General features: G+C 44.9%; 16 protein-coding genes and 1 pseudogene. 15 read left to right on the forward strand and 2 right to left on the reverse strand.

Annotated elements, in window-relative coordinates; translation table 11 throughout:
• Positions 1-20: 20 nt before the first annotated feature.
• Together KCTCHS21_RS10755 and KCTCHS21_RS10760 are read left to right on the forward strand one after the other, a co-directional pair.
• Entirely contained in the window at positions 21-743 is a 723-nt protein-coding gene (locus tag KCTCHS21_RS10755) for a LamB/YcsF family protein (RefSeq protein ID WP_130607565.1), read from the forward strand.
• A gap of 285 nt (positions 744-1,028) precedes the next feature.
• Positions 1,029-1,733: pseudogene (locus tag KCTCHS21_RS10760) on the forward strand (transposase); the annotation flags it as partial.
• Between the two features lie 141 nt (positions 1,734-1,874).
• On the opposite strand, the gene KCTCHS21_RS10765 reads toward KCTCHS21_RS10760, so the two are convergent.
• Complete coding sequence (locus KCTCHS21_RS10765) at positions 1,875-2,219, reverse strand: P-II family nitrogen regulator (RefSeq protein ID WP_130607567.1); 345 nt, start codon at positions 2,217-2,219, stop codon at positions 1,875-1,877.
• A gap of 44 nt (positions 2,220-2,263) precedes the next feature.
• Entirely contained in the window at positions 2,264-3,682 is a 1,419-nt protein-coding gene (locus tag KCTCHS21_RS10770; RefSeq protein ID WP_130607569.1) for an ammonium transporter, read from the reverse strand.
• Positions 3,683-3,985: 303 nt separating this feature from the next.
• On the opposite strand from KCTCHS21_RS10770, the gene KCTCHS21_RS10775 reads away from it, so the two are divergent.
• The 13 genes from KCTCHS21_RS10775 to KCTCHS21_RS10835 all read left to right on the forward strand — a co-directional run bounded on the left by KCTCHS21_RS10775 (position 3,986) and on the right by KCTCHS21_RS10835 (position 19,929).
• Positions 3,986-5,932: a primary-amine oxidase gene (locus tag KCTCHS21_RS10775; RefSeq protein WP_130607571.1), complete on the forward strand. Its 1,947-nt coding sequence runs from the start codon at positions 3,986-3,988 to the stop codon at positions 5,930-5,932.
• A 13-nt stretch (positions 5,933-5,945) separates the two neighbouring features.
• Positions 5,946-6,299, forward strand: a complete 354-nt coding sequence (locus KCTCHS21_RS10780; RefSeq protein WP_130607573.1) for a hypothetical protein — start codon at positions 5,946-5,948, stop codon at positions 6,297-6,299.
• A 75-nt stretch (positions 6,300-6,374) separates the two neighbouring features.
• On the forward strand, positions 6,375-7,157 hold the full coding sequence (locus KCTCHS21_RS10785; protein ID WP_232058236.1) for an IclR family transcriptional regulator: 783 nt from the start codon (positions 6,375-6,377) through the stop codon (positions 7,155-7,157).
• 60 nt (positions 7,158-7,217) lie between these two features.
• Positions 7,218-7,904, forward strand: a complete 687-nt coding sequence (locus tag KCTCHS21_RS10790) for a type 1 glutamine amidotransferase (RefSeq protein ID WP_130607578.1) — start codon at positions 7,218-7,220, stop codon at positions 7,902-7,904.
• A gap of 195 nt (positions 7,905-8,099) precedes the next feature.
• On the forward strand, positions 8,100-8,423 hold the full coding sequence (locus tag KCTCHS21_RS10795) for an ArsR/SmtB family transcription factor (protein ID WP_130607580.1): 324 nt from the start codon (positions 8,100-8,102) through the stop codon (positions 8,421-8,423).
• Positions 8,424-8,456: 33 nt separating this feature from the next.
• Positions 8,457-9,323, forward strand: a complete 867-nt coding sequence (locus KCTCHS21_RS10800; protein WP_130607582.1) for an aldo/keto reductase — start codon at positions 8,457-8,459, stop codon at positions 9,321-9,323.
• A 154-nt stretch (positions 9,324-9,477) separates the two neighbouring features.
• On the forward strand, positions 9,478-10,476 hold the full coding sequence (locus tag KCTCHS21_RS10805; RefSeq protein ID WP_130607584.1) for an ABC transporter permease: 999 nt from the start codon (positions 9,478-9,480) through the stop codon (positions 10,474-10,476).
• A 23-nt stretch (positions 10,477-10,499) separates the two neighbouring features.
• A complete protein-coding gene (locus KCTCHS21_RS10810; protein WP_130607586.1) occupies positions 10,500-11,387 on the forward strand; it encodes a carbohydrate ABC transporter permease in 888 nt (295 codons plus the stop codon).
• A gap of 107 nt (positions 11,388-11,494) precedes the next feature.
• A complete protein-coding gene (locus KCTCHS21_RS10815; RefSeq protein WP_130607588.1) occupies positions 11,495-13,162 on the forward strand; it encodes a type 2 periplasmic-binding domain-containing protein in 1,668 nt (555 codons plus the stop codon).
• Positions 13,163-13,274: 112 nt separating this feature from the next.
• Positions 13,275-15,194: a sensor histidine kinase gene (locus KCTCHS21_RS10820; protein ID WP_162309311.1), complete on the forward strand. Its 1,920-nt coding sequence runs from the start codon at positions 13,275-13,277 to the stop codon at positions 15,192-15,194.
• Positions 15,191-16,789 (forward strand): response regulator, encoded by a 1,599-nt coding sequence (locus tag KCTCHS21_RS10825; RefSeq protein ID WP_130607592.1) that lies wholly within the window; start codon positions 15,191-15,193, stop codon positions 16,787-16,789. The genes KCTCHS21_RS10820 and KCTCHS21_RS10825 overlap by 4 nt, the downstream gene beginning before the upstream one ends.
• Positions 16,786-18,363, forward strand: coding sequence for a glycoside hydrolase family 3 protein (locus KCTCHS21_RS10830; protein ID WP_130607594.1), 1,578 nt, complete (start codon positions 16,786-16,788; stop codon positions 18,361-18,363). The genes KCTCHS21_RS10825 and KCTCHS21_RS10830 overlap by 4 nt, the downstream gene beginning before the upstream one ends.
• Positions 18,364-18,519: 156 nt before the next feature.
• A complete protein-coding gene (locus KCTCHS21_RS10835) occupies positions 18,520-19,929 on the forward strand; it encodes an MDR family MFS transporter (protein ID WP_157994016.1) in 1,410 nt (469 codons plus the stop codon).
• Positions 19,930-19,990 lie beyond the last annotated feature (61 nt).

The following is a 19,990-nucleotide window of genomic DNA, read 5'->3' on the forward strand; positions in this document are numbered from 1 at the left end:
TAAATTGAGGTGGGAGTCAAATGGAGAAAATGATAGATCTTAACTGTGATATGGGCGAAAGCTTTGGGTTATACAAATATGGGGCGGACACTGAGCTTATGCCTCTGATTAGCTCGGCGAATATAGCTACTGGTTTTCATGCGGGTGATCCGCATGTAATGCGTGAATCTGTGGCGTTGGCTGCTCACTATGGAGTGAGAGTTGGTGCTCATGTGGGATTGCCTGATAGGGTGGGGTTTGGGCGACGGGAAATGAATGTGAAAGCACAGGAGATTTATGATTACGTACTCTATCAGTTGGGTGCGCTTGATGGTTTTCTGAAGGCTGCGGGATTAACGATGTCTCATATTAAGCCTCATGGAGCTTGGTACATGATGGCTGCTGAGAAGAGGGAAGTCAGTGAGGCGACCGTCAAAGCTGTTCTGGCTTATAATCCGCAATTGGATATCTACACGCTTCCCGATTCCGAGCTTTATAAATCAGCAAAAGAAGCGAAGCTTAACGTAGTCAGTGAGTTTTTCGCAGATCGACCATACAATGATAAGAAGGTTAAAATGTTTGGGTGGACGCTGGAAGAAATAGGCCATCCAGATGAAATGGCTAAGAGGGCATTAAAAGTGGTTGAAGATGGTACGATAGAAACGGTATGTGTTCATAGTGACACACCGGGATCGCCGGCAATTATGAAAGCTGTGCGAGAGATATTAGTGGAATCGGGCTTGAAGATTGGATTAAACAAGTGAAATTATTCATAACTGAAAGGGGCTATCCCATAAGTGATAAACTTATGGGCTACTTCCTTTTTATATCGATTATGGTTTTGCGGGGATGTATCTCCTTCCGGTTGTTATTGAGATCGTGAAATCTGAATGGGTAAACTCTTTACAAGGAGATTTCACGATCTCAAAGACAAACGCTTCGCTCCTACAGGAGATACTTCCCCTCTTTTTATCATCGATTAAGACCAGAAAAAACAAAAAAGAAACCTCTCTTTGGTAAAATGGAAGTGTCGAGCAACCATTTTAGAGATGAGGTTTCTGCCAATGGATCTTGAGGATGACATTCCTGAAAATCATCTTACCCGTATCGTCAATGCAGCCGTCAATCGGTTAAGCGATGACATTTTCGACGCTGCCTATCCAGGTGGTGGCCGAGATAGCTATCATCCTAAAATGCTTACCAAGATTATCATTTACGCCTATACGCAGCGAATCTATTCTTCAAGGCAAATCGCTAAAGCCGTGCGTGAAAATGTCATTTTCATGTGGATTGCAGGCAGGCAACGTCCAGACTTTCGCACCATTAATCGGTTTCGCTCTGAACGGATGAAAGCCGTGCTGGAGAAGGTTTTTACCGCCGTTCTCAAGATTTTGGCAGAAGAGAAGTACGTGTCGTTGGAACATTATTTTGTAGATGGTACAAAAATAGAAGCAAATGCGAACCGTTACACCTTTGTGTGGGGAAAAGCCGTGGTAAAGCATAAAATGAAGCTACAAGAAAAAGTACAAACGTTATTTACGACGATTGAAACAGCGGAGAAACAAGAAGATAGCGCGCTTCACGGACAAGACCTTCTGGAGCTCGGTGATGCTGCAACCCTCACAAGCGAAAAGTTAGAAACGGCTGTCAAACAATTGGAGATCTCACTAGAAGAAAAACCCAAAGACAAACCACTGAAAAAAGCCATCCGTACAATCCGCCGAGATCTACTACCCCGTCTTCGGAAGTATGAGATGTCTGCAGTTGATCAAAAACGAAAGGTGTTGGCACAGGAATAACCTCCTGCACCAACACCTTTTTGTTCTAACGTCATTCTTGATCGAAGTGAACTATTTCTGAAGTGATCTTAAAATTCACTTATGGGACAGCCTCTTCTAGGAGTGAAGTGAAGGATCCCCGCGTTCTCCCGTACGAATTCGAATCGCGTCGAGAACTTCAGTTACAAATATCTTTCCGTCACCGATCTGTCCGGTTCGTGCGGATTCGATCACAGCTTCTATGGCTTTCTCGTATAGAGAATCACTAATGACGGTTTCAATTTTGCTCTTCTGTACGAAGTCTGTTTTGTATTCGACTCCCCGATAAAAGGTTCTTGTACCTTTTTGAATGCCTTGACCTCTTACGTCGGTTACAGTCATTCCGGTAACTCCGATTCCATGCAAGGCTACGGTTACACTGCTAACCATTTCAGGCCGTACAATAATGCTTAACATTTTCATTGTGTTCTCTCCTCAAAGATATCAGATATACAACGTGTGCGTACTTATACCTTTGAACTGGCTGGCTTAAGAAGCGTATGCTCCAAATTGGCGTTCATGACCGTTGGGTTATGAGGATAAGAGTCGCTTGTGCCAGGTTCAAAGCTGTTATAAGCCTTTTCACCGTGCTGGCTGAGATCTAATCCTTCCAATTCATCCTGTTCAGTAACGCGAAGTGGTGTAAACAGTTGAATGGCTTTGAGAATAATGAACGTACCTGCTACACCGAGAACTAGGCTTACACCGACATCTACTAGCTGATGATAAACCTGAATCGGATTACCGTGAATTAATCCATCGTTTCCATCGGGGTTGGCGGCCTTGCTTGCGAAGATGCCTGTAGCAATAGCACCCCAAATCCCTCCAATGCCATGTAGGGCAAAAACGTCCAAAGTATCATCGATTTTCAACTTTGTCTTAAAAATATGGATGGCCCAGTAGCAAATAATGGCGCCTAATCCGCCAACCAATAATGACGAAGGGACCGAGACGTAGCCAGCTGCTGGAGTGATAGCGACCATAGCTGCGATCGCGCCGGTGATTGCTCCGACAAGAGTTGGTTTTTTTCTAATCATCCATTCCATAGCTAGCCAGCCTATAACCCCGGCTACAGCAGCGAAATGTGTTGTAGAAACAGCGAGTGCAGCTAATGCTCCGGCTCCTAAAGCAGTTCCACCGTCAAAGCCCAACCATCCAATCCAAAGCAACATGCCACCAACCAAGAAGAACACCAAATTGTGAGGAGGGGAAGTGGAGTTTGTTTTGTAGCTCTTTCTTGGTCCGAGCACTAAGGCGGCAGTTAATGCGCTTGCCCCGGAAAGAATGTGGATGACAGATCCGCCGGCAAAATCGAGTGCTCCGATTGTAGAGAGCCAGCCACCGCCCCAAACCCAATGGGCCATCGGAACATAAATGAGGGTAGCCCAGACTGCGGAGAAGATAATCCAAACGGAGAAACGCATTCGTTCGACGACGGCACCCGCTATGATTGCGACTGTAATGGCGCAGAACAGAGACTGGAATATAGCGTAGGTAAGGTGAGGGATAGTTAATGAACCCAATGGATCAGCACCGACATTTTTGAACCCTAGATAGTCAAGTCCTCCAATGATTCCATTCAAGCTTGGTCCATATGTGAGTGTATAGCCCCAAAGCACCCATATAAAGGATACGGAAACTAAGCTTGCAAGGCACATCATCATGGTCGAAATAATACTCTTTTGCCCCAGCATGGATCCATAGAAAAGACCTAGACCAGGGAGGAACATCAACAGGACTAATGCGGTGGAAGCAAGCACCCATGCATTGTCTCCTGTATCAATGGCTGTAGCTTCGCTCGCTGCAAAAGCGGTGAATGGGAAGCACAACGATAGCAGTGTCAGGAAACCAATTGCTGTTATTCTCACTTTTTTAGCTTTGTGCATACGTGCACCTCCTGTGTGATTAAAATGACTAGCGATAGCGATCCACTCCCAAAGTTATGTTATTTAATCTAACACAATAATTTCATTATTTAAACAAAAAAGAAAGGTATTTATCCCGCATGGAGAGAAATTGATAAAAATATATAATTTAGTGTTATATTAAATAACATATACTGAATAGTGGGAAGATCGAAAAATAATTAGTAATTATCTCGTTATTCGGGAAAACATGATTTGAATATCGTGAAAATGGGTCTATTATGTGTCATATAAGTTAACATTAATTAAGGGAGGAAAAACGATATGACACAGAAAACCGTAAAGCTTGGTAATCATCCGTTGGAGCCGCTTAATGTTGATGAGGTTGTTGCAGCCGTCCAGATTCTAAAGAGCCAGCAGCAATTGACTGATGCTGACCGCTTTGTTTCAGTAGCACTGAAGGAGCCTAGAAAAGAAGAGGTATTGAACTTTAATCCTACAAAGACGTTTGACCGGGAAGCATTCATTACCGTATTGAATAGAGAAGATAACGCAGTCTACGAAGCAATAGTTTCTATAAACCGTAATGTCGTAGTGTCGTGGGAACACGTACCTGGTGTCCAGCCGACTATCATGTTGGATGAACAGCTCGAGTGTGAATTGGCGGTTAAGCAAAGCTTATTATTCCTTGATGCGTTAGATCGTTTGGGTATCAAGACACCGGAGCTTGTTATGGTTGATCTGTGGTCTCCTGGTAACTGGGGAAGTGAGGAGGACGCTACGCTGCGGCTGGCTCGTCCACTTTGTTTCCTCCGCAATGATGAGAAGGATAACGGTTATGCCCGTCCACTTCCTCTTATTCCGATTGTGGACTTAAATAAGATGGAGGTCATACGTGTAGAGGAATATGAGTATACAAAAATTCCTTCACAAGAAGCTAATTACACACCCGATAGAATAGGTTCGCTACGAACGGGTATCAAGCCGATAGAAATTACGCAACCCGAAGGTCCGAGCTTTACAATAAATGGTCATGAGGTGGAGTGGCAGGATTGGAAGCTAAGAATCGGCTTTAATGCTAGAGAAGGCCTAACCCTTCATACGGTTTCTTATAATGATCAAGGACGAGAGAGACCTATTCTTTATCGGGCGGCACTCTCGGAGATGGTCGTGCCTTATGGTGATCCGGGCCCCATTCAAAACCGGAAAAATGCATTCGACAGTGGGGAATACGGCATTGGTCAGCTTGCAAATAGCCTGCAGCTGGGGTGTGATTGCGTTGGATATATTAAATATTTTGATGGGGTTATGGCGAATAGCAAAGGGGAGCTGTTTGTCATTCCTAACGCCATCTGTATGCATGAGGAGGATTATGGGATTCTATGGAAGCATACGAATTGGCGGACAAACGATGTAGAGGTCAGACGCTCACGCCGACTGGTCATCTCTTCTATCTCAACTGTTGCCAATTATGAGTACGGCTTCTTTTGGTATCTATACCAAGACGGCAATATTCAATTCGAAGTTAAATTGACAGGCATTTTGTCTACGGCGGGCCTGCATCCGGGTGAAGTGCCTAAATATGGTACGATGATCGGCTCCGATTTGTATGCTCCTAATCATCAGCATTTCTTTAACGTTAGAATGGATATGACGATAGATGGCAATGAAAACTCCGTTTATGAAGTAAACGTGGTACCTGAAGAGATTGGTGAAGGGAATCCCCGTGAGAATGCATTTTATGCGAAATCTACATTGTTAGAAACGGAAAAACAAGCGGTTCGAGACATCAAGCTGGAAACGGCTCGTTACTGGAAAATTGTTAATGACAATGTGAAGAATGATTGGGGACAATCCGTTGGTTATAAAATTGTAACCGGTGAAAATGGCTTTCCGTTCGCCTCAGAAAATTCTAGCTTAATTAAACGAGCCGGCTTCATCAAACATCATCTTTGGGTTACGCCTTATAACGAAGATGAAATTTATGCAGCAGGAAATTATCCCAATCAGCATATCGGCGGGACCGGATTGTCCAATTGGGTGGAGCAGGACCGGCCCGTTGCGAATAAGGATATTGTCGTTTGGTATACGATGGGTCACACTCACATTCCGCGTCCTGAGGACTGGCCAGTGATGCCAGCAGCATACATTGGTTTTATGCTGAAGCCGGTGGGCTTCTTTAATCAAAGTCCTGCAATTAATCTTCCTCCTTCTTCAACTAAGAAAAAGGGTTGCAGCAGTGAATTAAAAACGAGCAGCTGTCATAGCTAAAGGAGCTGGTCTGATGGTTCAGCGTATTCGTCGGATGGGTAGCTCTATGAAGTTTTCGACATTATCGCTCATTTCCGTTGGGGCCGTCTTGCTTCTGCATCTTGCCCATTTAGTGTCAGCTTCTTTTCTTGCTGGGACCTCCGTAACTATGCACTCGCATCATGGAGAAGCTGGAGGCAATTCTCCAGTGATGGAGATGATTAAACTCGCCGTGTATGTCGGAAATGCGATTAGCATCTATTTTGCCGTTAGGCAGCTTGCTTTCGCTTGGAAAAACAGAGGAAGCAGCACGTTTCATACGTATCTATGCAGCGCGATATCCATACTCGTGCTGGTGATTGGAATCGGTTCTTTTTACATTCTGTAATTGGCTTCAGCCGGTCTCCACAATAGGCCGGCTTAAAGCTCGCTTGTGATAGATTAAGTAATCCAAATTGGGGTGATGATCTTGTCCGGTGTTATTACTAAAGCCATTCATATCTTAGATATTCTTGTCCCTCAAGGAAACGAGAAGGAGATGAGTGTAACTGAAATAAGCAGGGAGCTGGAGATGCCGGTTCAAAGCGTCCACCGAATATTGGCCTCCTTATCGCAGCATGGGTTCGTTTCACAGAATACAAAGAATAAGAAGTACAAGCTAGGCTTGTCAGTCATGAAATACGGCTTCCTGATGTGGGATAGTCTAATGCTTCGCTCGGTCGCAAAGCCTTTTATGGAGGAACTGTCTCGTAAAACGAATGAAACGGTATATTTGGCTACTAGAGAAAATGCAGAAGGTGTCTATATCGATAGTATTGATTCTCCGGAAATACTAAAAATATCGGAGCCGATCGGATTGCGTCTTCCTTTATTTGTTGGGGCTTCGAATAGAGTTATTTTGGCGTATCTCCCTCAAAAAACGAGGGATTTACTCCTTGCAAATGTAAACTGGCAAACGATTCCTTCATTAAAGCCGATGTCTCGCCAATATGTAGAACAGGAGCTTGAAATTATTCGTGAGCAGGGCTATGCGATTACATCGGGAGAGGCGACAGTAGGAACAACCGGAATAGGCGCTCCTATATTTTCTTATGAGAATACGGTAATAGGTTCACTGAATTGTGCAGGACCTGCGCTTAGGTTTACCGAGACTAACATCGAAAAATACAGCCAATATACGATGAAATATGCAAATATGCTTTCCAAAGAACTCGGCTACCGAAATCGGAACCGTTCTAGAATCTAATATCATACGGAATAAAATACGGATTAAAGCACGATGAGAGTTGTTGGGGGAAATTATCACATGAACATAATCGCTTTACAACACTTTGAATTCGACGATATAGACGTTTTCAAGGATTGGTCCCACAAGCACGGACATCAGCTCCACATTCATGACCCTTCTACAGGAATGCCTGAGGAGTTAATTAACTCTATGGATTTCCTGATTATTCTCGGTGGTCCGATGAGTGCATATGAAGAAGATCGATATCCGTGGTTAATCCAAGAAAAAGAATTTATTAGGCAGGCTATTCAACTTGAGAAGAAAATACTAGGAATCTGTCTCGGAGCCCAACTCCTTGCTGAATTGCTGGGGGGTAAGGTGTACCCAGCTGCTCATAAAGAAATCGGCTGGCATCAAGTCATTCGTACTGAAGATAGACATCATTGGTTTAATGAGATGCCCATGTATTTTCATTCGTTTCAATGGCATGGAGATACCTTTGATTTACCAAAAGGAGCCAAATTGCTGGCGTATTCAGAAGCTTGTGAGCATCAAGCATTCGGATATGGCGATAATATTCTAGGGCTACAATTTCATCTGGAGACCACTCCGGTATGCTTAACGACAATGCTGAAAGAGTGGTCTGACGAAATCGTTGAGGGTCGGTACATTCAAACACTAGAAACGATTAAACACCAAGTCGAACGCTGCCAAATGTCTTTTGTTATGCTTCGCGGCTTATTGGATAGGATGGCAGGGACATAGGCGGCTTGTCTTGTAGCTGGCAACAGGTTACTGATCTGCCTTTTCTGGCAGAGCAGTAACCTGTTATTGGTTCATATCTATTTAAGCGGGTGTTCAATTAATGATCTTGATTTTCTTTACCAATATAATATCGATCTGAACCTTATGTTAATCTATTTATATTCATTGCTAGACGGCTTACTAAGGAGGAAAACAATGGAGCAGGATACGACGAGTCAAATTACGCACGATTTTAAAAGGAATCAGGACGTACTTGTGGCCATTGGTAATGAAACACGGCAATCTATTTTAATTTCTCTGGCTCAGGGTGCACACAATCTGGGCATGCGAGTGGGGGAAATTGAACGGCACACCCATCTATCTCGTCCTGCTATATCTCATCATCTTAGTGTACTAAAGAATGCTGGCATTGTAAGTGTACATAAGGAGGGAACAAAAAACTATTATCGACTAAATGCTAGAAACTCAATGTTGAATTTACGTAGCTTGATTGATCAGGTCTTGTTACTATGCGAATAAAATGATTTGAACATAATTTATAGGAGGGTACAGATGAGTCGGTTCATTGAGGCTATCAATGGGGTTAAAATTCCTCAATTGGGATTTGGCGTATACCAAATCAAGCGAGATAAGAACGGGAGTTTTGAAAAAAACATTAATGAAGCGATTCATGCAGGATATCGCCATTTTGATACAGCTCGTATTTACGGCAATGAAGAAGCATTGGGCGATGTAATCAGTAATAGTGGTTTTGCTAGAAAAGATTTTTTTCTAACCTCCAAGGTGTGGACAACCGATTTAGGGTATGAACAAACCCAACGGGCTTTTGAAAAGAGCTGTAAAAAGCTGAATACGACATATCTTGATATGTTTCTTCTTCATTTTGCTGGTCCCCATTACGTTGAATCTTGGAAGGCATTAGAGAAATTATATTCAGAAGGTAGGATAAGAGTCATTGGTGTAGCAAACTTTGAGATCGAGCATTTCGAGCATTTAAGGAAAACGGCTAAGATTATGCCGATGATTAATCAAATTGAGACACATCCCAAATTCCAACAGCAAAAGCTGCGTGAGTATATGTCGCAAAATCAAATTTTGCATGAAGCATGGGGACCATTGGGGCAGGGGAATAAGTCACTGTTTGAAAATGATACGCTAAAAACGATTGCCCGTAGCCACCAAAAGACTGTTGGACAAGTTGTATTACGTTGGCATTTAAATCGTGATACAATCATCATTCCGAAATCTTCAAATCCTCAGCGAATAAAGGAAAATATGGATGTATTTGATTTCAATTTGAGTGATGAGGAAATGCAGCAAATTGCTAAATTAGATACAGGAAAAAGATCCTCTGTAGATCCAAAGGGGTATCAAGTCAATCCGATTTTTGTTAGACTATCAAAACTCTTTTTAAAGTAGTATAAGCAATAGTTGAGAAAACGATAGTTCTTACCAAGGCGCCTGAAAGAATGGCGTCTTATTTGTGCGTCAGAAAGTATAGCTCCCATCTTCCAAAAAAATGACACCAAACATGAAATATGACGACTTATGCCAGTTTTCGGCCTGCTCTATAATGAGTTATACATTCGAGATAAACAAGGAGGAAGCGGCAAAAGTGGATGCGGCGGTGGAGACTGCGAAGAAGCCGGGAAACAAACAGACAAACCGGAGATGGCTGCGCAGATTTTATAAACAAAGATATTTGCAAATCATGGCTCTTCTCGGAGTAGCTTGGATTATTGTATTCAACTATGTTCCCATGTACGGAATTATTATTGCTTTCAAGGATTACGACATCATCGGTTCCATCTCAAGCGCACCTTGGGTGGGGCTGGACAATTTTAAGGAGTTTTTTGAGGACGAGAATCTAGCGTATGTTGTCAAAAATACGTTGGGCATCAGCCTGCTGCGTCTCATTATAGGTTTCCCTCTTCCGATTTTGTTCGCTATTTTGCTCAACGAAATGCGTTCTGCCCGGTTAAAAAGAGGGGTGCAGACGATTTCCTACCTTCCCTATTTTCTTTCATGGGTAATCCTTGGTGGAATCTTGAGCACTTGGCTAGCCGATGTCGGTATTATCAATCAGTTGCTACTCAAGCTGCATTTTATCAATGAACCGATCAGCTTTTTAGCCGAGCCAAGTTATTTCTGGGCGATTTCCATCATATCGAGCATTTGGAAAGAGCTGGGGTGGTCGGCGATCATTTATCTCGCGGCTATTGCGAGCATATCTCCAGAATTGCACGAAGCGGCCAAAATTGATGGAGCCGGGAGATTCCAGCGTATCCGCCATATTACGCTTCCATCGATTGCCGGAACGATATCTATTTTGTTCATCTTGGCTGTCAGCGGACTACTGAACTCCAATTTCGACCAGATCATGGTGCTTCGCAATTCTCTTAACGAAAGTGCTAGCAATGTCATTGACATCTACATCTACCAGACCGGTTTGCAATCTGCTCGTTTCTCCTATTCAACGGCGGTCGGGCTCGTCAAGTCGGTAATCGCGCTTGTATTGCTACTTGTGAGCAACAGTGTCACGAAGAAAATCAATAACACGTCGCTGTTCTAGGTCAGCCAAAGGAGAGGTATTAAATGTTTCAACTCAAACGAAGGACCGTTCCCGAAGCATCGTTCGATCTAGGCAATAATCTGCTAATGTTATTGATCTGCTTCCTGACGTTGTATCCGGTATGGTATGTAATCGTCAATTCTTTTAACGATGGAAAGGACGCGATGCTCGGTAATCTGTACTGGTGGCCTCGTGTATTCAGTCTCGATAGCTATAAGGCGGTCTTCAACAGCAACGGTATTATGCTCGCTATGGGCGTTACTGTAGCCAAGACAGTCATTGGGACATTCGTTCATGTCTTCTTTACCGCCATGGTTGCTTACGCTTTGTCGAATAGGGATCTGCTCGGACGCAAGCTGTACATGACGCTTGGAACGATCACCCTCTTCTTTGGAGGCGGACTTATTCCTTCTTATTTGCTCATTCGAGATCTCGGACTTCTGGATAGCTTCTGGGTGTATATTCTGCCGGCGGCTTTCAGCTTCTATGATCTCATCATTTTTATGGCATTTTTCCGTGAAATTCCGACTGCATTAGAGGAAGCGGCCCAAATCGACGGAGCGAACGAGTTCAAAATCTTTATGAGAATCATTATTCCGGTATCTATGCCGGTCGTCGCTACGATCGCGCTGTTCCATGGCGTATATCAATGGAATGATTATTTTGCGGGCGTCATCTATATCAACAATTCTAACTTGCAGCCGATTCAAACGTTTCTATATCGGATTGTAGCAGAATCGAGTTCTAATCAGATGGTTTCGGCGATGGCTGGCAGCATTCAAAAGTCAGTGACTTCCCAATCCGTCAAGCTGGCAACGATGGTCGTGACGACTTTGCCGATCGTCCTCGTATATCCTTTCTTGCAAAAGTATTTTGTCAAAGGGATGATGATCGGCTCTATTAAAGGCTAACGATGCCTATTATGAGTTTGAGTAACTGGATTTTATTGGATCGCTTACAGCCCTTCAAATGAGAAGGTTTGATAAGATAAAATGATGAGAGAAATGGGGAAAGTACGATGGTCAAAACTAAAAAAAGCTTGTCAATTCTGATGTCGATTGCTCTCGTGTCTGCACTGTCGGCTTGTGGAGATTCTGGCAATGGGGGAAACGACGGCAATAAGTCGAATTCTACTGCAAGCGCCGCTCCTTCTAGTTCGGCGAAGGCGGTTAATGCTGATGAGCCGGGCTGGAAAAGCAGCGCGGATCCGATTACTTTTAATTGGTATTTGAATTATTCGTGGTTTGCGGACAAATGGGGCGTTGATAAAACGACGCAGTACATTACCAAAAAAACCGGCGTTAACATCAATTTCATCGTTCCGGCAGGGAACGAAAATGAAAAGATAAATACGATGATCGCATCCGGCAGTCTGCCAGATCTCATCACGCTAGACTGGAATTCCGATGCCGTTGACAAGATGATTAAGGGTGGCTTGGTGCTCCCTCTCAACGAACTGGCCGAGCAGTATGATCCGTACTTCTTCAAGATTGCCGATTCAGCCAAGCTTAATTGGTATAAGCAAGAAAACGGCAACGTATATGGCTATCCGAATCAGTCCAGCTCTCCGTCTGACTTCAAAAAATACGGGGATAACTTCACTTCCAATAACACTTTCCTAGTGCGTAAGGATATTTACGAAGCCATTGGAAGTCCCGACATGCGTACGCCGGAAGGGTTCCTGAATGCGCTAAAGGCTGCCAAGGAGAAATTCTCGGACGTCAATGGCCAACCGCTCATCCCGCTTGGTGCCCAAGAATTTACGAATACGGGGAATGGTTCGTTTGAAAATAGTCTATTGGACTTCTTGGCTATCCCGAATGAAAAAGACGGCAAGCTTTATGATCGTACCACAGATGCTGAATATATCCGTTGGTTGAAGGTTTTACGTGAAGCGAATTCACAAGGTCTAATTTCCAAGGACATCTTAATTGACAAGCGTCCGCAAGTCGAAGAAAAAATATTGCAGGGCAGATATTTCGCGATGATGTTCCCGCGTTCGGATATACAGAACCAGAACGTCACCCGTTACCAGCAGGATCCGAATTCGGTGTATATCGCGGTTGATGGACCGGCGAATTCAAAGCTGGATCAGCCTAAGCTGAGCGGACCATCCATAGCCGGCTGGACGCTGACTCTGATTTCCAAAAACGTGAAGGACAAGCAAAGAGCGATCCAATTCCTGACGTATTTGATTAGCGAGGAAGGCAACAAGGATCTTTTCTTCGGCGAGAAGGGCGTTACTTATGATACGATTGACGGCAAAGATCAATTTCTTCCCGACGCGCTCAATATGTACAACAATGATCGTTCTTCCTTTGCCAAAACATACGGCGCATCCTATACATTCTGGATGATGATGGACCCTTCGCTTAACTTGAAATGGGCTCCAGCTTCCGTTGAACCAATTAAGGAGCCGGAAGATTGGACTCGTGGCAAGGTGGTCGACAATACAATTTACTCGAACCTGAATCCAGCTGCCTCTTCGCCGGAAGGGATCGCGCTCGGCAAAATCAACAACCAGTGGGGCAAAATACTCCCTAAGCTGATTTTGTCAAAATCGGAAGCTGATTTTGATGATACGTGGAACGACTTCCAGAAGTATCGCACCCAGCATGATCTGGACAAAATCCAGGCTTTCCAGGACGCGGCGTTCAAGCGTAACGCAGAAAAGCTCAAAGAGTAGCACTGAAAGAAAGCCTCTTGATTGAACTGCCTGGACAAGTCCGGCCTTAGCGCCGGGCTTGTCTGGGTTTCTTCTTTATCATTCAACTTAGATGGAAGCGGGTAGAACATCGATGAGAAAACTTATTGTCAGTGCAAAAAGGTCTATAGACGGCCTTTTTGGTCAACTTTCTATTCGAGCAAAGCTGATTCTGATGTATGTTCTCGTCATTCTAATCCCGACCATCGTTTTTTCAAGCTATCTTCTTGGAGCCAACTATCGTGACAATATCACGAGTATCGTCAATAAAAACGCCTATTTTCTCGGCACGGAGAAGAACAATATTCTTAACAACATGGAGGGGATGGAGCGGACGGCACAGCTGACGCTGGCAGATCGCGACGTGCTGAATTATCTTCTCAACGATTATGACATCAGTGCAGAGGAACTACTTAATTTCAATGCTGGCCCGTATAACCATCTTCAACATATTTTGTACAACAATCCGAACATCAGCAATTTACGAATATTTACGGATAATAAGTTTGCACATGAGATCTGGCCTATTATTTTTAAGGAAAGTCGGATTGTCGGCGAAGAGTGGGTGAAGAAATATTATGCCCATCCTGAATCCTCTTGGTGGACGATTTATACGGGGGCGGATAATCCTCTCGTTACGGAATCGCGGGGAAATAGCGGGAATTACACTTTCGTCAGCTTAATTCAAGAAATCAAATATCCGCTTGAACGTCATCTGGGCCTGTTACAAGTTAATATGAGGTTGGATGTGTTCTTCTCCAAAATATACGGCGACCTCCAGGATAATTCTTCACAGCTGATGGCGATTGATCGCGAATCTCATTTGTATTACAACGGAACATCCCTTTTCTATGAGAAGATTACACCCGAAGAAATCAAGCGGGAGTTCAATCGAAAGACGCGGGGAGAGGAGGGCAGCTTCCAATTTAGTCATAACGGGATTCCTTATTTGTGCGTGTATACGAATCTGGATCGACTTGATAGCCACTTGCTGACCGTGGTTTCGCTAGAATCCTCCTATAACGACATGAACAAAACGAGGCTAGCCATCATAGGCTCCACACTGCTATTAGTTATCATTCTATCAATCATTACTTATAAGCTGCTGTCCGTTATTCTAAAACGACTTCATCTGCTGCGAGAATCGATGAAGAAGGTTCGCCAAGGGGACTTCAATGTGGAAATTCCTCATCTTGGGGGAGACGAGGTAGGGGAGCTGGGCAGTCAATTCCGTCAGATGCTGAAAAAAATGAACGAGCTGATCATCGTGGCGGTCAACAAGCAAGCGATATCGCAGGAAGCGGAGCTCAATTCCTTAAGGAATCAAATAGATGCTCACTTTCTGTATAATACGCTGGAAAATCTGAAGATGATGGCAGAAGTCGAGGGCCAGCTGGTCATCTCAGATACATTGACTTCGTTAGGCGGCATGATGCGTTACAATTTTCATTGGACCCATCATTATGTTCATCTCTATGAGGAAATTCAGCATATTCAAAACTATGTCTCTATCATGAATATCCGTTATAGCGGAAGACTGGATTTACGTATTAAGCTGTCTGAGCAGCTGCAGCAGCAGGAGATTCTAAAAATGTCGCTCCAGCCGATCGTGGAAAATGCAATTAAGCACGGGATGAACTCTTCGAGAATTCGTAAGCGCAGCTTGATTATCGAAATTACCGCTTATGAGAGAGATGGATTTATCCATATTGTCATCAGAGACAATGGGGCTGGCATTACGGACAAACGCGTGCAAGAAATTAATGATCTCTTCCAGCAGGACTCCATTAACGCGGAGGCATCCATTGGCGGCGGGAGCGGTTATGAGTTAATCGGTAAACGCGATGGTTCAGTTCATGCAGGCAGTGGCATCGGATTGCGCAATGTCAATTTACGTATTCGGCTTCACTATGGTCAGGGCAGTGGGATTCACATTGCCAGCATAGAGGGAGAGTATACGGAAGTCACGATTACAATCCCCTATTTAATCCTATCAGGAGGGCTGGCTGAATGAAACGAACTCTGTTGATCGTGGATGATGAGGAATTTATTCGGTTTGGGATTCGGGCGATGCTCGAGCGTGAGTTTCCCGACTGTTATGAATTTTATTTTGCAGAAGATGGCGAAGAAGCTTTGGAGATTCTTGGCTCGAATGTAATAGATATTATGATGACGGACATCCGGATGCCGATTATGGACGGAATTACGCTCATCGGGCTTTTGCAGCAGCTTGAACGAAGGCCGGCCGTCGTCATCGTTAGCGGCCACGATGATTTCGAATACGCCAAGCAAGCGATTCGGTATGAGGTTCGAGATTACTTGTTAAAGCCGATTGTAAGAGGTGAGCTTCATCAAACGTTCTCCCGTCTGGAGCATGAGCTGAAGCGAGACGAGGAAATACACGGCATGCTCAGTGCAGCAGTCTTAAAGGAAGAAGCATACCGGCAGAGTGAAATCCAATATGTGCTGTTAAACGATGGAATGAGCGGCCAAGAAGTAGCTGCAAGGCTGGAGAAATCCGGAATAACGGAGCTTCAAGCCGGCTATTGCCTAGGTCTTGTGCAGGCGGTGGAGCTGGAAGGACGCGCGGAGGGAAATGTCTTGCTGCAAACGCGCATAGATGAATTTCTACGTAGTACCGGCCGGCCCGGCGAATGGCGCTTTACGGACAAGGAGAATCGAAGCCTCGTTCTGTTCCGGGATGAGCGGCGACTAAACGAGCTGCTGGATCATCTTGGTCAAGGACGCTTGAAATCCTGCCAGATGGGGGTTAGCGATTGGACGGGGGATGCTGAACAGTTCAGGCAAGCCTACCTTCAAGCGCTTAAGGCGCTGAGGTATTTCTTCCTTAAATCAGCTCCAGGGATAATTCGTTATAGCCAGATCAAAGATAAGCCGCTTGGCGGGGAAATACCGAAGGAAGTAATCATCAAAATCGGTAATATGCTTGGAACTGGGCGAGAGCAGGAGATCAAATCTTTGCTCGTCAAGGTACTGGAATATCCGAAAATATTGCGGTACGACATCTCATATATGGAGGAAATCAGCAAAGCCATTAACGAGCTGATTTTTGACCGAGTGTTCTTCGTATATGGCGAGGAGGCTGTCGAAATTCTCAAGCTTTATCGGCAGATCGGCAGCTTATATCAATCGCCCAATTTTCACAGCTACTATCATGGTGTAGAAAATCTGTTGGAACGATTGAACGATTTTATCCGAGAAGTGAAATCGACTCATCTTAACCAAAAGGAAATGCGAGCAGCGATGGATTTTATAGATAGTAATTATGAACGTATGGATCTTAATCTGGCGATGGTCTCTAACCATGTCTCGTTTAACTACTCGTATTTTAGTTCCGTTTTCAAGGAGTATACGGGCATGAGCTTCATTCAATATATTAAGAAGCTTAGGCTGACCAAGGCTAAGGAATTACTAGATCACAGCTTGCTAAAAATTTATGAAATCAGTGCGAAGGTCGGTTTCGAGAACCCGAAGCATTTCAACAAAGTTTTCCGCGAGGCCGAGGGGATATCCCCGATGGAATACCGTACGCGGACGGTGATTGTACAGGCTCCAAGTGTTGTAAACAAGGAGGAGAATATCGATTGAAATTTATTATTAAGCCATCCTCGCGTATGCGCGAAATCGCAGAACATTGGGATTTTCGCAGATTGCTGAATCAAGTGTGCTGTCCGACCAACGTTCAAGCCGGAACATCGGCTTCGGAATTTGGGGCTATGTTTTTCTTTGCGGGGGAAGAGGAGCCCTTAAGCGCGGAAATATCCTCTTTTCGCTCTACCTGCGAGATTCCGCCTTTTATAGTCACAGATCTAGAGAATGGTCCGGGCGAAATGATTCACGGTTCGCAGCGGTTTCCCCAGATGATGGGGTTCGGTCAGGCCGATTCCACAGAGCTGGTTTATGAGATTGGGAAATCTACAGCCTTACTCGCCGGAGCATGCGGATTCAATTGGAATTTCTCCCCAGTCGTTGATCTTGCCGTCCATCCGGACAGTCCGGTCGTCTCCGGTCGCAGTGCGGGACAACGGTCGGAACAAGTGATCAAGATCGCCGGAGCTTATATGCGCGGGCTGCAAGACACTGGCATGATGGCTACGATTAAGCATTTCCCGGGTGACGGATCGGATACATATGACCAGCATTTGACAACGCCGGTTAACCCGCTATCAATGGAAGAGTGGCATGATGGGCCGGGACGGGTGTTCAAAGAGCTTATCGAGGCAGGGGCGATGGCAGTGATGCCGGGACATATTGCGTTGCCGGCCTACGACAAGCCTGATGAGCGGGGGCTCTATCCTCCGGCGACCGTATCACGGCCTCTTTTACAAGATCTTCTGCGCGGTGAGCTTGATTTCCAAGGCTTAATCGTTTCGGATGCAGTCAACATGGGCGGATTGGTTGGCTATATGAATTACTATGATGCTTGTGCCGCAGCGCTGGAGAGCGGATGCGACATGCTGTTGTTCCCCCACATTGATGAGCGCTTCTACGTGGAGATGGAACGCCGACATGCTGAAGGTAAGCTAAGCCGGGAGACGCTGCTGGATCGTGCCAGCCGGGTGCTATCCCTGAAGGAACAGATGGGGCTTATGGCAGGAAATTTACCCGAGCATACGCGACCAAACCGTGTAGAGATGGCTCAATTAGCTGAACGCGTAACTAAGGAAAGCTTGACACTGGTGCGAGATCGGGAGGGACTTGTTCCGTTTCCACTGCGTCGCGGAATGCGGGTTTTGCATGTCGTGATCATGAACAAGGCTGATCAATATAGAGACTTATATGCACGGATCCATGCGGAATTGGAGCGATATTGCGACAATGTCGATCAGTGGGTCGATCCGGGGCCTGACAAGCTATTCCATGCGGCGATATCTGGAACATATGACTTGATCCTCTGCTCCATAGGCAGCCGTCAGGATTATGGCCTTAATGTCGCACGGCTACATGGCGAGGTTGCCCGCAACATGATGGGAGGATGGATGAGATTGGGTACTCCAGTCATCTTCGTGTCCCATTTCCACCCATTTGTTCATAAAGAGTATGAGGCCCCTATCGATACGCTGATCAATACTTATGGCGATATTGAGTTTACCGCACGATTGCTAATCGATGCGATCGCCGGCCAATTTGAAATCCGTCGCCAACTATCGGCACATGACTAATTTGAAAGTTCATAAATTTGCTCTTGTAGCAATTTATGAACTTTTTTTGTGACAATAACGAACATTGTACTTTACGAACACTGTTCGTTATGATATAAATAAAGTGTCCTAGGGAAACGAATATCAATACTTACACGGAAAAGGAGAGTGAATTTTTTGACTGATCAAGCAAAGCCCATTCCATCGACGTTTTCGATCAGACAGATTCTTCCGACATTGTTGGCCATTGCCTGCGGAATGTTTCTGGTCATATTGGATAGCACAGTAATGAATGTTGCAATTCCCAAGCTTGTCTCCCATTTCGGAACCACGCTTGGAACCATTCAGTGGGTCATTACCGCATACACACTCGCCCTTGCGGCAGTCATTCCATTGGCTGGATGGTTTTCAGACCGATTCGGGGCGAAAAGAGTATTCTTGTCTAGCCTCGTGCTGTTTGTAATTGGTTCTTTATTGTGCACGCTTGCCCAAACTCCTGAGCAGCTCATTATTTATCGGATCATTCAGGGGTTAGGCGGAGGAATGATTGCTCCCATCGGTATTGCGACAACCTTTCGAATAGCTCCAGCTGAAAAACGGGGATCGATAATGGGGATATTAGGCATTCCGATGCTTCTTGCTCCTATCCTGGGTCCCATTTTATCCGGTTCATTGATTGAGTACGTTAATTGGCATTGGATCTTCATTATTAATCTGCCCGTCGGTATCCTTGCATTCTTCATGGCGTACAAGTTTCTTCCGGCAACAAGCCCTAGCAAGGAGATGAAATTGGATGTGAAAGGAGCGCTTCTTGCCCCTGTAGCATTTGCCTCGCTAGTATTCAGTATTCATCAAGCAGGCGAAAAGGGCTGGTCAGATGGGCTGGCCCTAGGTACGCTGGCGATTGGTGTTACGACGCTCATCCTTTTTATCATCGTTGAATTCAGACAAAAGCAGCCGCTGCTAGAGCTTCGTGTCTTCCGTTCAGTTCCGTTTTTTCACGGAGCGATTGTTGCCTGGCTCAATCAAATCGCCTTGTTCGGAAGCTTGCTTCTGTTCCCGTTGTATCTTCAGCAGGTTAAAGGATTGTCTCCATTCGAGGCTGGCTTGTACGTTATTCCTCAAGCCATTATGTCCACTATAGGGATTAATATTGGGGGCAAGCTGTTTGACAAATATGGCGCCCGTCCAGTAGTCATCGCGGGAATAACTTCATTGTTGGGAGCCTTACTCGCCCTGACGCAGATTTCAGCCGAAACCGGATCCATTTATATTTTGATTAGCTTTGCTTTTGTCGGTCTTGGTCAAGGCTTGACGCTGATGCAAATTAACTCCCATATTCTGAAGCTTGCACCGCGGGAGCTGGTCAGTCGTGTGACACCAATTACGACTTCGGCCCAGCAGATTATGTCCTCCTTTGGTATTACGATTACGATGGCGTTCTTGTCCAGGCAGCTCAAGCATCTGTCTAACGATGTATCGGCTGACCTAGGTATAGCATTCGGGAATACGTTTTGGATCACAGCCGGAGTAGCCGGACTGGCATTATTGTTAAGTTTTTTCATCCAAAAAGAAAAAAAGCGTTAAATTTCACATGCTTCAATATGCAGTGGGGAAAATAGAACAAACCAACTTTGGGAGTGATGAC

Source organism: Cohnella abietis (assembly GCF_004295585.1).
Taxonomy (GTDB): domain Bacteria; phylum Bacillota; class Bacilli; order Paenibacillales; family Paenibacillaceae; genus Cohnella; species Cohnella abietis.